The 12,322-nt window shown below is 53.6% G+C and carries 11 protein-coding genes; 8 read left to right on the top strand and 3 right to left on the bottom strand.

The genetic code is table 11. From position 1 onward, the window contains the following. Nucleotides 1-7: 7 nt before the first annotated feature. The 6 genes from FHR99_RS03420 (at nucleotide 8) to FHR99_RS03395 (ending at nucleotide 7,276) form a co-directional block, all read left to right on the top strand. Entirely contained in the window at nucleotides 8-1,879 is a 1,872-nt protein-coding gene (locus tag FHR99_RS03420) for an N-acyl-D-amino-acid deacylase family protein (RefSeq protein ID WP_183409142.1), read from the top strand. 43 nt (nucleotides 1,880-1,922) lie between these two features. Further along, the gene (locus tag FHR99_RS03415; RefSeq protein WP_183409141.1) at nucleotides 1,923-3,479 is read left to right on the top strand and encodes a long-chain-fatty-acid--CoA ligase; all 1,557 of its coding nucleotides are present in this window, start codon (nucleotides 1,923-1,925) and stop codon (nucleotides 3,477-3,479) included. 80 nt (nucleotides 3,480-3,559) lie between these two features. Next, on the top strand, nucleotides 3,560-4,051 hold the full coding sequence (locus FHR99_RS03410; protein WP_183409140.1) for a DUF4396 domain-containing protein: 492 nt from the start codon (nucleotides 3,560-3,562) through the stop codon (nucleotides 4,049-4,051). 52 nt (nucleotides 4,052-4,103) lie between these two features. Beyond that, a complete protein-coding gene (locus tag FHR99_RS03405) occupies nucleotides 4,104-5,870 on the top strand; it encodes a copper resistance system multicopper oxidase (protein WP_183409139.1) in 1,767 nt (588 codons plus the stop codon). After that, on the top strand, nucleotides 5,867-6,574 hold the full coding sequence (locus tag FHR99_RS03400) for a copper resistance protein B (protein ID WP_183409138.1): 708 nt from the start codon (nucleotides 5,867-5,869) through the stop codon (nucleotides 6,572-6,574). Before FHR99_RS03405 ends, FHR99_RS03400 begins: the two co-directional genes overlap by 4 nt. Before the next feature lie 63 nt (nucleotides 6,575-6,637). Beyond that, nucleotides 6,638-7,276, top strand: a complete 639-nt coding sequence (locus tag FHR99_RS03395; RefSeq protein ID WP_183409137.1) for a glutathione S-transferase family protein — start codon at nucleotides 6,638-6,640, stop codon at nucleotides 7,274-7,276. A 65-nt stretch (nucleotides 7,277-7,341) separates the two neighbouring features. On the opposite strand, the gene FHR99_RS03390 is transcribed toward FHR99_RS03395, so the two are convergent. The 3 genes from FHR99_RS03390 to FHR99_RS03380 form a co-directional block, all read right to left on the bottom strand. Beyond that, on the bottom strand, nucleotides 7,342-7,719 hold the full coding sequence (locus FHR99_RS03390) for a hypothetical protein (RefSeq protein ID WP_183409136.1): 378 nt from the start codon (nucleotides 7,717-7,719) through the stop codon (nucleotides 7,342-7,344). A gap of 218 nt (nucleotides 7,720-7,937) precedes the next feature. After that, nucleotides 7,938-8,666 (bottom strand): UDP-2,3-diacylglucosamine diphosphatase, encoded by a 729-nt coding sequence (locus FHR99_RS03385; protein ID WP_183409135.1) that lies wholly within the window; start codon nucleotides 8,664-8,666, stop codon nucleotides 7,938-7,940. After that, nucleotides 8,666-9,160, bottom strand: a complete 495-nt coding sequence (locus tag FHR99_RS03380) for a peptidylprolyl isomerase (protein WP_183409134.1) — start codon at nucleotides 9,158-9,160, stop codon at nucleotides 8,666-8,668. Before FHR99_RS03380 ends, FHR99_RS03385 begins: the two co-directional genes overlap by 1 nt. A gap of 93 nt (nucleotides 9,161-9,253) precedes the next feature. Here FHR99_RS03380 and FHR99_RS03375 point away from each other — a divergent pair, with 93 nt between their 5' ends. Both FHR99_RS03375 and cysS read left to right on the top strand, forming a co-directional pair. Next, nucleotides 9,254-10,936 carry a glutamine--tRNA ligase/YqeY domain fusion protein gene (locus tag FHR99_RS03375; RefSeq protein ID WP_183409133.1) on the top strand — a complete coding sequence of 561 codons (1,683 nt, stop codon included), beginning with the start codon at nucleotides 9,254-9,256 and terminating at the stop codon, nucleotides 10,934-10,936. Between the two features lie 2 nt (nucleotides 10,937-10,938). Continuing rightward, nucleotides 10,939-12,321, top strand: a complete 1,383-nt coding sequence (gene cysS, locus FHR99_RS03370; RefSeq protein ID WP_183409132.1) for a cysteine--tRNA ligase — start codon at nucleotides 10,939-10,941, stop codon at nucleotides 12,319-12,321. The last annotated feature ends 1 nt before the right edge of the window (nucleotide 12,322 follow it).

Below are 12,322 nucleotides of genomic sequence, written 5' to 3'. Positions count from 1 at the left end.
GGCATCAATGACTGAATCCACCTGGGATACCTTGATCCGCAATGCGCTGGTTTTTGATGGGACTGGCGCGCAACCCGCCGTGCAGGACGTGGCGATAAGACATGGCCGAATCATGGCACGTGGCGAAGCCTTGCCCGCCGGCAATGCCAGCGAAGTGATAGACGCGGACGGGCTTTGGTTGCTGCCGGGCATGGTCGATATTCATACCCACCTGGATCTGGAGGTTGAGGTTAACCCCGGATTGGGAGAAGCGGTGCGTCATGGCACAACCGCGGTGGTCGTTGGCAACTGTTCTCTCGGTACAGCTTTTGGGGCGCAAGAAAAGAACGGCGAGAGCCCAATTATCGACTGCTTTACCCGCGTTGAGAATATGCCCAAACGGGTGCTGCAAAAATGCGTGGATAAGATGAGTTGGGATAATACCGCAGATTATCTCAAGCATTTCGAAACACTGCCACTGGGGCCGAACATAGCGCCCTTGTTGCCGCACTCCATGCTCCGCGCTGAAGTCATGGGTGTGCACGATAGCGTTACGCGGCTGCCCACCATAGAAGAACTTGAGGTCATGAAAGAACTGACCCGTCAGGCGATGGATCAGGGCTATATTGGCTTTTCGACTGACAGCATTATTTTTCACTACCTCGCCAACGACCCTCATAAGGAAAAGCGCATACCGACCCAGTTTGCTTCGGAAGATGAACTGAAGTCGCTGATCTCCATTGTTCGGGAGTATGACCGGGTATGGCAGGCGACGCCGGACAGTAAACATCTGCTGAGTACCCTAAAGCGGTTTTTCTGGACCTCGGGGCGACTGTTCGGCAAACCCCTGCGCGTCAGCGCCTTGACGGCGCTGGATTTCAAATCGACACCGGGCGTGTGGAAGCGACTACTGCGTCTGGCCAAGCTACTGAATTCCTCTTTGCTTAAGGGGCGATTCCACTTTCAGGCCCTATCGACCAACTTCAGAATGTGGGGCAATGGTGTACAGGCGCCGATCTTTGAAGAACTGGAATCTACTCGTGCGCTGATTGCCTATGAAGTCGATGATATTGAAGGCCGGCGGGCGCTGATGGAAACTCCCGAATGGCAGGCTCAGTTTCGTGAAGATTGGCAGTCAGTGTCGCCGGCTTCAGCGAGTTGGCTGACAAAATTAGGGGTTCCCACTGCCACATTCCAGCTCGACCCGGACGATATTTTTATTGATCCGGTAACGCCTGTAGCGAGCTGGCATGATCAACCGCTTTCGGATATTTATCTGCGCTTTCAGGCTTATCGACAGGGGCGGGGCAATCCTGCCTGCGATGATGAGAGGTCGGTATTCGACGATGCGCCCAAAGATTGCGACACCCTAGCCGATTTTTTTGCTCACTGCCTGCGTCGGTTTGATCTCAAGTTCCGCTGGTGGCTCGATGTCGCCAATCTCGACGCGGATATTACGGAACGGATTCTGTTCGACGAAAACACCCTACCCGGGTTCAATGACAGTGGTGCCCACATCACTAATCTGGCTTTTTATGATGGCAATTTGCTGACCCTGCAGATAGCGCAGCGCCGAGGCTTGGAGAAAGTGGCGCAGGCGGTACATCGGCTGACTCGGGCGCCGGCAGAATTTTTTAATCTCGATGTCGGCACCCTGGATGTCGGGGCTCAGGCCGATGTGGTATTGATCAACCCGGAGTCTCTGAAAACCTATGATTCCAATGCGCGAAGAGAGTTGGTTTACAACCCACACTTTGAACATGACGTGCTGGTAAACCGTTCAGACGGCGTAGTGGAGCAGGTCTATATTCGCGGTCGGCGTGTATGGGAGGAGGCCAAGCGTTTTACCGAGGTCTTGGGCTCAGAAACCCTCGGGAGGGCGTTGACGGCGGTGAACTGATGAGGGGGATGTCCCCCCAAAGCTATAAAAATAAGGATTAACCATGTACAGCTCGCTCTCTTCATTACTGGTAAGAAATGCTCAAACCATTCCTTCTCACATCGCGACCGTCATGGATGGCCGCGAGCAGAGCTGGCTAGAATTCATGCAGCGAGTTCAGAGACTTGCCGGCGCGCTGAAAGCCGAAGGTGTTAAGCCGGGAGATCGGGTAGGCATACTCGCGCTGAATTCCGATCGCTACTTCGAATTGATTTATGCCATTCCCTGGCTGGGCGCCGTGGGTGTGCCCATCAATATTCGCCTGGCGCCACCAGAAATTACTCACTGGATTACCGATTCGCATACGGAGTATCTGTTTGTCGACAGCTTTTTCAAGGAGACCATTGCGAATTTGCGCAGCAAGCTGCCCTTGAAGGCCGTGTGGGGCGTAGATGAAGCGGTGGCAGAGAAAAGTGTCGATGATCTTGTTTCTGCAGGGCATAAGCTAAGTGATTACCAGAGTTCCGGTGATGATCTGGCGTTTCTGATGTATACCGGCGGTACCACGGGGCCGTCAAAGGGTGTCATGCTGAGTCATCGCAATCTGCTGAGCTCTTGTCTGCAGGCAATGCCGACCCTGATTGATGTGAGCTGGCCCGAAGAGAAGCGTTTTCTTCGTGTGGCACCAATGTTTCATGTGGCCGATATGTACAACGGCTTCAGCCAAACGATACTGGGCTCGACGAATATATTTTTACCGTTTTTTGAGCCCAAGGCCGTGTTGGATGCCTTGCAGAAGGAGCGGGTGAGTTACGTGATGTTGGTGCCCACCATGTTGGGCATGATGCTTCAGTTGCCTGAATTTGCAGAGGCAGAATTGTCGCAATTGAAGGCAATCGGGTACGGCGCCTCACCTATGCCGCAGGCCATTCTTGAACGAGCGCAGGCCTTGCTGCCACATGTGGATTTCTTTCAGGCTTATGGGCAAACCGAAGCTGCGCCTATCGTCAGTGTTTTGACCGCTCGCGATCATGCCAAGCCAGCTGATCCAAAAATTCTCCGATCCGCCGGGCAGGTCGTTCCCGGCGTAGAACTGCAGATACTGGATGACAAGGGCGATCCCCTACCCGAAGGGGAAGTTGGCGAGATCTGTGTGCGCGGTGACAATGTCATGCGTGGTTACTGGCATTTGGATGATAAAACCGCGGAAACCTTGAAGGGGGGCTGGCTGCACACCGGTGACGGAGGCTACCTTGAGAAGGGTTATCTCTATGTGGTTGATCGGGTTAAAGACATGATCGTATCGGGGGGAGAGAACGTGTATTCCTCTGAGGTCGAGCAGGCTATTTATAAGCATCCGGCCATTGAGCAGTGTGCGGTTATCGGGATTCCCAGCGAGCAATGGGGTGAACAGGTTCACGCGGTTGTCGTGTGCAAAACTGGGCAGAGTGTGTCGGAAGGTGAGCTCATAGCTCACTGCAAGGAGTGGATTGCGGGTTATAAATGTCCCCGCTCAGTAGAGTTTCGCTCTGAACCCTTGCCGCTGTCCGGTGTCTCCAAAGTACTGAAGAATGAGCTGCGTAAACCCTATTGGGAGGGGCGTGAGCGGGCGGTTAATTAGCTTGACTCTGTAGTCTGATACAGGGTTTCTACTGTCTGTGTGCCCTCATCCTAAAGGGCGTATTGATAGGGGAACTTTGTATGGAACATGCCCACTGCGCAAAAACCTTACCGCAAAACGATCGGCAATCAACTTTACCCTCTAAGCCGGATTTTGACTGGACCAGCGGCCCTGTCTGGCGGCAGTCGGCCAAGAATACCGGCTGGTGCCTGCTGGGTTGTGCAATCGGCGATTTCGGCACGATTTTCGCGTTTCAAATGTTAGCGCCAGAGACCAACGCCATGCTGGTGATGGCGTTGGCTATGATGAATGGTTTGCTCACCAGTGTTGCACTGGAAACCTTCATTCTCAGTCGTCAGATGGTCCTGAGGCTGGCTTTCAAAACGGCGATCGGAATGAGTCTTGTGAGTATGCTTGCGATGGAGTTTGCCATGAATCTGACTGACTATCTGCTGGTGGGCAAGGCGGCCTTGACCTGGTGGTCAATAGGCCCGAGTCTGCTAGCCGGTTTTATGACACCTTGGCCCTATAACTACTGGCGCTTACGTCGGAATGGAGAGGCCTGTCACTGATTCCTTCCCTGAGTCTTTACTTAAAAGCAGGCCAGTTGAAAAGGAATAAAGCGTGTTTGATTTAATTTCCCGGCGCCGATTTGTTTCCGGCGTCGCGGCCGGCGCAGCATTAACGGGATTAAGCTTTCATTCCGGTCGTGCGCTGGCTAATCGAAGCCCCTCGGTACTGAAGGGCAATGAGTTCGACCTGCGGATTGCCTATCAGCCAGTCAATTTTACGGGTGTAGAGCGCACAGCAACGGCAATCAATGGCACTGTGCCGGCGCCGATCCTGCGCTGGAAAGAGGGTGAGCGAGTGACCCTAAGGGTGACCAATAATCTCGCTCACGATAGCTCCATCCACTGGCACGGCATGATCTTGCCTACCGGAATGGATGGCGTCCCCGGCCTGAGTTTCGATGGCATCAAACCGGGGGAAACCTTCGAATACCAGTTTGATGTGAGACAAAACGGCACCTACTGGTATCACTCTCACTCCGGGTTTCAGGAACAGACCGGTGTCTACGGTGCCATAGTGATTGATCCCGTAGAGCCGGATCCGGTGGCCTGCGATCGTGACTACGTTGTGCTGTTATCAGATTGGACAGACGAAGATCCACACGACGTTTACGCCAAGCTGAAGAAAATGAGTCATTACTATAATTTTCAGGAGCGCACGGCGGGTGACCTATGGCGGGATATCAAAGAAAAGGGCGTCGCCAAAACGTGGCAAGAGCGCAAAATGTGGAACACGATGCGCATGAGCCAGACCGATATCGCCGACGTGACAGGCTATACCTATACCTTTCTGATGAATGGCGTAACGCCTGATCAAGGCTGGACGGCGCTGTTTAATTCCGGAGAAAAAGTCAGGCTGCGTTTTATCAATGCCGCTGCCATGAGCATCTTCGATATTCGAATTCCCGGCCTGAAAATGAAAGTGGTTGCCACCGACGGCCAGAATATCGAGCCGGTCAGTGTGGATGAATTCCGGATTGGTGTCGCAGAAACCTACGATGTTGTGGTCGAGCCGGAATCGGATACTGCCTATACACTGTTTGCTCAAACCATTGATCGCAGCGGCTACGCGCGTGGCACGCTGACTCCTGATCCAGCTTTGCAAGCTGAAGTACCATCGATGGATCATGTGCCCTTGCTTGGGCGCGCAGATATGGGAATGTCGCACGATATGGCTGGCATGGATCACAGCATGCACAATATGAAAGGCATGGATCACAGCCAACACGGCATGCACGCCAAACATATCGCTGGTAAGCCGGCGCCTGCGGGGTTTGGCAGTCGGGCTGAGATAAAGCACGCAAATACCGAATTCGGCCCACACATCGATATGCGGGCCGATTCGCCTAAGAGTGGACTACGTGATCCGGGCGTCGGTTTGCGAGATCACGCAGAGCGCTACGGTCGCAAGGTTCTGACGTATGCCGAACTTCGCAATCTCTATCCGACGCAAGATCGGCGCGACCCGATGCGGGAAATTCAGGTACATCTGACGGGTAATATGTCGCGCTATATGTGGTCGTTTGATGGCGTTAGTTTCGACGAGGCTGAACCTATCCGCATGACCTACGGCGAACGCGTTCGCATTACTCTGGTCAATGACACGATGATGACCCATCCCATTCATCTCCACGGGGTGTGGAGTGAGCTGGAAACCGAAGAACTTGATTATCTCCCGCGCAAACATACCATCATCGTTCAGCCCGGCTCGACAATAAGCTATCTGGTAACCGCTGATGCCATTGGTCGCTGGGCCTACCATTGCCACTTGATGTACCACATGCCGGGCATGATGAGAGAAGTACGGATAGAGAAAGGATGAACACGGTTCAGAAGCTACTTGTTGGCGTTACATTGGTACTTTCTGCTTTTGCCGTTCAGGCCGGTGCGAAGAATGATCCTTTTCTGACTTCGGCAAAAATTGATCAGTTTGAGGTGCGCAGTACTGAAGGCCCTGATCCGCAGGTTCTGGAAGGCAATTTCTGGGCGGGGTATGACCTGAACAAACTCTGGGTTAAAGCTGAGGCCGAGCACGTCGACAGCGAGTATGAGGAGTTGGAGCTTCAGGCGCTTCATAGCCGTGCTATATCGACCTACTGGAATCTACAGGTAGGTGCCCGTAGGGATTTCGAACCGGAACCCAAACGCGATTGGGGCGTGATCGCCCTGCAGGGACTGGCACCGTATTTTTTCGAAATCGATGCCTCCCTGTTTATGGGCGGGGCAGGGCGCACAGCTTTGCGGCTTTCGGCGGAGTATGAGTTGATGTTGACGCAACGACTTATACTGTCTCCCGAGATTGAGCTTAATGCCTTTGGCTTTAATGATGAGAAAACGGCAGCAGGTTCCGGTTTGGCAGACGCCGAGATCGGACTTCGTTTGCGCTACGAAATCCGGCGCGAGTTTGCGCCCTACATTGGGGTAAACTGGAAAAAGAAATACGGCAATACTGTTGAGTTTGCGCGTAGGGATGGTGATGACATAGAAGATGCCCAGATCGTGATAGGGTTTCGTGCCTGGTATTAGCGCCGCTGTGATCTATAGTCGCCCTTGTAAACGTAGAAGAAAGTTTTAAAGGAGAATAATTAAATGCTTACTGTGTATCATCTTGCTGTATCCCAATCCGACCGTGTTGTCTGGATGCTCGAGGAACTCGGCATCGACTATCAGCTGGAGTGGTTTGATCGAGGAGATGACCTTCTCGCACCTCCCGAGTATTTAGAATTGCATCCGGCGGGCATGTCGCCAGTCGTGCGCGACGGTGACAAGCTGTTGACCGAATCGGCTGCAATTCTGGAATACCTCAGTTATCGCTATGCTGACGGAAAATACAGTGTAAAACCGGAGGAAGAGGACTACGCGGACTATCTTTACTGGATGCACTTTAACAACAACGTTCAGTCAGTCTTCTTTTTGAAAATGGCCTTGGGCGGTGATCTCAGTGCGGTTAAAGATAACCCGGTTGCGACGACGGCCAAACGTCGGGAAGAGCGCTACTACCAGCATTTGAATGATTATTTAGAGGGTCGCAACTATTTGGCGGCTGATCGATTTACCTGCGCAGATATGATGATTATGTTCAACCTCACCGCGCTCCCCTTGTTTGGCGGACGCGGAATAGATGATCTGCCGAATGTAAAAAAATATGTAGAGGGAATATCTCAACGCCCGGCTTATCAGAAGGCTATGGCGATTGCTGGTCCGGGGGCGACTAAACCAGAGGCTTGACCTGAGCAATGATCGGTACAAAAAAGGGGCGCTTTGCGCCCCTTTTGCATTTGCCGCGGACGAACTTATCTGCCGCGGCGAACGGTTTCAAAGGTTCCGTGCAGTGACCAACCGTCTTTCAAATCGCCGGCAGTAGAGATAGCGACTTCCTTGGCTTCTACAACGGTACAGTTACCGGGCTGAAGTACGGTTTTGCGATCGTCGTATTCAATTTCAAGCGGGACGACGTGCCGTGTATCCGGCAGGCAAAGACGGACATCACGCGGCGACTTGAAGTTAACCACCTCGACGTCTGCATTGGAGTTTACGGTGAATTCACCGGGCTCCTGATAAAGTCTTTCCACGGCCTGGCGAAAAGTGCTTTCGCTTTCCACTTGGGCCAGTGACGGGGCGCTCAGGGTTGCGGAAAGTGCAATAACAGGTACTGTTTTTGACAGATTCATGCTTCCTCCCTTGTAAGCTGCTGTAATTCAAAAAGCTTAAAAAGTCTTTTGCTGTGGCGGGCTATCCGTAACCGAAAACTCGCCGCCCACAGATAGTAGTAAGTGTTAGAGCGCGGGCCTTCAAGGCATTGAGGGGAGTTCGTGTTAACCAGTTCACAGCTTGCGGGGACTGATTCTGTGAATTTTTCAGGAAGTGCTAGAACGGCGGAAAACGCAGCTCACTGTGCGATGAGCTGCTTTTCGAGGCTTAATTGATTTTCGTCGGCGGCGAGATACCAGAGGTAACGGTCCCAATCGCCCAGAACAATCCGTTCGGCAGGTTGCCGCTGAACCGTCAGCGCATGCCTTGCGGGACGATGGGTATGGCCGTGAATCAAGCGAGTACAACCGTGCTCCTTAAGCGCTTTTACAACTTCTTCCGGTGTGACATCCATAATGTCTTCGGCCTTGTTGCTGGTGGCTTCGGAGCTCGCCATGCGCAATTGCTCTGCCAGTTGACGGCGTGCTGCCAGCGGTTGCGACAGTAGTTGTTGTTGCCATTCGGCCGAGCGTAACTGGACCCGAAGTGACTGATATTCGGTATCTGCGGTGCACAGACTGTCGCCGTGCATCAGAAGCGTAGGCGTGCCGTAGAGATCGATCTTGCTGGGATCATCCAACAGGGTGCCGCCGGTTTCTGTGGCGAATTGTTCGCCCAGAAGAAAATCGCGGTTGCCGTGCAGAAAATACAGTGCGGTACCGCTGTCGGCTAAACGGCGAAAGGCAGCAATACTTTCGCGGGCGAGGTTTGCGTCGTCGTCATCGCCCACCCAGGCTTCAAATAGATCACCCAGCACATAAAGTGCCTCGGCGTCTTTTGCGGTGTTCTCCAGAAAATGTAAAAACGCCCGGTAGATGTCCGGGCGTTTCTCATCCAGATGGAGATCTGAGATGAAGAGGGTAGTCATTATTCGGCAACGTAGGCCTTTTCGATAACCACGTCTTCTGCCGGAACGTCCTGGTGGCCGGCGGCCATGGTGGTGCGAACGCCTTTGATGGCGTTAACCGTGTCCATGCCTTCGACAACTTTGCCAAATACCGCATAACCCCAGCCTTGAGCGGTTTTGCTGCTGTGGTTGAGGAAGTCATTGTTTTTCACGTTGATGAAAAACTGTGACGAGGCGGAGTGGGGATCCATGGTGCGGGCCATGGCCAGGGTGCCAAGCTCGTTCTTCAGGCCGTTGTCCGCTTCGCACTCGATGGGGTCGCGGGTGGCTTTCTGTTGCATGCCGGGGGTGAAACCACCGCCCTGAATCATAAAGCCATCGATAACCCGGTGGAAAATGGTGCCATCATAGAAGCCTTCTTCGACATATTGCTTGAAATTGGCCGCTGTATTCGGCGCGTTGTCGAAATCCAGCTCGATTTTGATATCACCATGATTTGTTTGAAGAATAATCATTTTACCGCCTGTGTTGATCAGTGTTGAAAGCCGCTATAATACCCGCCTTTTGCGTTGGACGCGAAACCCAATCCAACCCTGCTGGAAGAGTGCATGAGCAAACCCGAAACCCAGGCCACCAACTTTGTTCGCGATATCATCAAGGCCGACATCGACGCCGGTAAATTGAAGCCGGAAGAGGTGGTTACCCGTTTCCCACCGGAGCCCAACGGCTACCTCCATGTGGGGCACGCCAAGTCGATCTGTGTGAATTTTGGTCTGGCCGAGCAGTTTGGCGGCCAGTGCAACCTGCGCTTTGACGATACCAATCCGGCGAAAGAAGAGCAGGAATACGTCGATGCGATCAAGGAAGACGTATTGTGGCTGGGTTTTAAGTGGGGCGGCGATGTGCGCTTTGCCTCCGATTACTTTGACCAGTTTTACGAGTGGGCTCAGCACCTGATCCGCAAGGGTTTGGCGTATGTCTGCGATCTGAGCGCAGAACAAGCCAGCGAATACCGCGGCTGGGCGACCAAGCCGGGCAAGCCGAGCCCCTACCGCGAGCGCAGTGTTGAGGAAAACCTCGACTTGCTTGAGCGGATGAAGAACGGTGAATTCGAAGAGGGCAGCAAGGTGCTGCGGGCCAAGATTGATATGGCCTCACCGAATATGAATCTGCGCGACCCGATTCTGTACCGCATTCGCAAACAGTCTCACCACCATACCGGTGACAAGTGGTGTATATACCCCAGCTATGACTTCGCCCACGGTCAGGAAGATGCCATCGAGGGCGTGACCCACTCCATCTGTACCCTGGAATTTGCGGATCATCGCCCCTTGTATGATTGGTTTCTGGAGAATCTGCCGGTTCCCTCGCGTCCGCATCAGTACGAATTTGGCCGCCTGAATCTGGATTACACCGTCACCAGCAAGCGTAAACTCAAGCGACTGGTCGACGAAGGTCATGTGGATGGCTGGGATGATCCTCGGATGCCGACCATTCACGGCATGCGCCGTCGGGGCTTTACTGCCCGTGCCATCCGTAACTTCTGCGATGGCTTGCCCGTCGCCAAATCTGACGGGGTGGTGAGCATTGCCCAGTTTGAATCAGCCGTTCGCGACGATCTCGATAAGCACGCGCCGCGGGCAATGGCTGTGTTAAATCCGCTCAAGCTGGTTATCGAGAATTTTTCTGAAGGTGAGGTGGAAAACCTGAGCGCACCGCGCCACCCTAAGGAAGACATGGGCGCGCGTCGCTTGCCGTTCACCCGAGAAATCGTCATTGATGCCGATGACTTCAGCGAAGACACCAGCCTGTCGCGTAAAAAGTTCAAGCGTCTGGTGCTGGGTGACTACGTGCGCTTGCGCGGTGCCTATGTGATCAAGGCTAATCGGGTAGAACATGCCGACGATGGCAAACCGTCAACGGTGTTCTGCGAGTTGGTCGAAAACACGGTGGGTGAAGATCCGCCGGAAGGCATCAAACCGCGTGGTGTGATTCACTGGGTTTCCATGACCGAAGGCCGGAAAGCGACGATTCGTAAGTACGATCGGCTGTTTTTGAACTCGGCGCCTGACAAGGGCGAAGAGGACTTTATTAGCCATATCAATCCGGAGTCCAAGGCGGTTCTTGAAAACTGCTGGATTGAACCAGAGTTAGCTGACGCGGCGCCCGAAAGCAGTTTCCAGTTTGAGCGGGAAGGCTATTTCGTAGCGGATCGCTTTGATCACAGCCCTGAGAACCCGGTATTTAATATGACCATTGGTCTGCGCGACAACTGGTCCAATAAGGCATAAGCATGGCGTTAACTCTCTACAATACCCGCACCCGCAAGAAAGAGGCCTTCCAGCCCCTCAGTCCTGACCGGGTAACCATGTATGTGTGCGGACCGACCGTCTACAACTTTATTCATATCGGTAATGCGCGTCCGGCGGTGGTGTTTGATACGTTTTATCGCCTGCTGAAAACTCAGTATCCCGAAGTGGTCTACGCGCGCAATATCACGGATATTGACGACAAGATCATGAAGGCCGCCAAAGATAACGGCGAGCCGATCAGTGCAGTTGCTGAGCGTTTTACCGAGGCCTATCTCGAAGACATGGTCTCACTGAATACGCTCTCGCCGGATATGACGCCCAAGGCAACGGACAATGTCGATGCCATGCAAAGCATGATTGCGACCTTGATTGAGCGCGGTCACGCTTATGCGGCAGAAGGGCATGTCCTGTTTGCGGTTCAGTCGATGGCGGATTACGGCAAGCTGTCTAATCGTTCACTGGAAGACATGCTCGATGGGGCGCGGGTAGAAGTCGCACCTTACAAGCAATATGCCGGCGATTTTGTGTTGTGGAAGCCTTCCAGCGAAGACGAGCCTGGCTGGGACAGCCCCTGGGGTTATGGCCGGCCTGGTTGGCATTTGGAATGCTCTGCCATGATCAAAGCCCATTTGGGCGATCAGATTGATATTCATGGTGGCGGTCGCGATCTTATTTTCCCTCACCACGAAAACGAGCGGGCCCAGAGCTGTTGCTCGCAGGACGGTGACGGTGAGTTTGTGCGCTACTGGATGCACAACGGCTACCTGAATATCGACGGCGAAAAAATGTCGAAATCCCTCGGCAATTTCCGCACCGTGCGCGATTTGTTGGGGCAGTACAAGGGCGAGGTTCTGCGTTTTGCGCTGCTTTCCGCTCAATATCGTTCGGAGCTGGATTTTTCGAAAGAGCTCCTGACGCAGGCCAAAGCAAGTCTCGACTCACTGTATACCGCCTTGAAAGACAGCGCGGAGATCGAGCCGGACCTGGGCATTGGCTTGGATGAACAGCCGGCGTATAAAGCCCTGCTCGATGACCTGAATACGCCCATTGCCATTGCCGAGTTGCATCAATTGGCCAAGGCCCTGAACAAGGCGGATGCGGCAGATAAACCTGCCTTGAAAGGCGCGTTGTTGCGCTGCGCTGAGCTAATGGGTTTGCTGCAGGCTGAGCCGGAAAGCTGGTTTAAGGAAAGTGCCGGTGAGGCGGGTATCAGCGCCGAGGCGGTAGAGTCGCTGATCGCTGAACGCCAGCAGGCCAAGCTCGATAAAAACTATGCCCGTGCGGATGAAATTCGGGAAGAGCTCAAGGCTCAGGGTGTGGTGCTGGAAGACAGTCGCGAAGGAACCAGCTGGCGACGCGAGTGAG

The sequence above is a fragment of the Litorivivens lipolytica genome (assembly GCF_014191715.1).
Taxonomy (GTDB): Bacteria; Pseudomonadota; Gammaproteobacteria; order Pseudomonadales; family Spongiibacteraceae; genus Litorivivens; species Litorivivens lipolytica.
The sequence above is the reverse complement of the archived record's forward strand: the minus strand, read 5'-3'. Positions and strand labels throughout refer to the sequence as shown.

Excerpts from the sequence above, each read along its gene's own strand:
- FHR99_RS03420 (WP_183409142.1), top strand. The coding sequence starts at position 8 with ATGACTGAATCCACCTGGGATACCTTGATCCGCAATGCGCTGGTTTTT.
- FHR99_RS03415 (WP_183409141.1), top strand. The coding sequence starts at position 1,923 with ATGTACAGCTCGCTCTCTTCATTACTGGTAAGAAATGCTCAAACCATT.
- FHR99_RS03410 (WP_183409140.1), top strand. The coding sequence starts at position 3,560 with ATGGAACATGCCCACTGCGCAAAAACCTTACCGCAAAACGATCGGCAA.
- FHR99_RS03400 (WP_183409138.1), top strand. The coding sequence starts at position 5,867 with ATGAACACGGTTCAGAAGCTACTTGTTGGCGTTACATTGGTACTTTCT.
- FHR99_RS03395 (WP_183409137.1), top strand. The coding sequence starts at position 6,638 with ATGCTTACTGTGTATCATCTTGCTGTATCCCAATCCGACCGTGTTGTC.
- FHR99_RS03390 (WP_183409136.1), bottom strand. The coding sequence starts at position 7,719 with ATGAATCTGTCAAAAACAGTACCTGTTATTGCACTTTCCGCAACCCTG.
- FHR99_RS03385 (WP_183409135.1), bottom strand. The coding sequence starts at position 8,666 with ATGACTACCCTCTTCATCTCAGATCTCCATCTGGATGAGAAACGCCCG.
- FHR99_RS03380 (WP_183409134.1), bottom strand. The coding sequence starts at position 9,160 with ATGATTATTCTTCAAACAAATCATGGTGATATCAAAATCGAGCTGGAT.
- FHR99_RS03375 (WP_183409133.1), top strand. The coding sequence starts at position 9,254 with ATGAGCAAACCCGAAACCCAGGCCACCAACTTTGTTCGCGATATCATC.
- cysS (WP_183409132.1), top strand. The coding sequence starts at position 10,939 with ATGGCGTTAACTCTCTACAATACCCGCACCCGCAAGAAAGAGGCCTTC.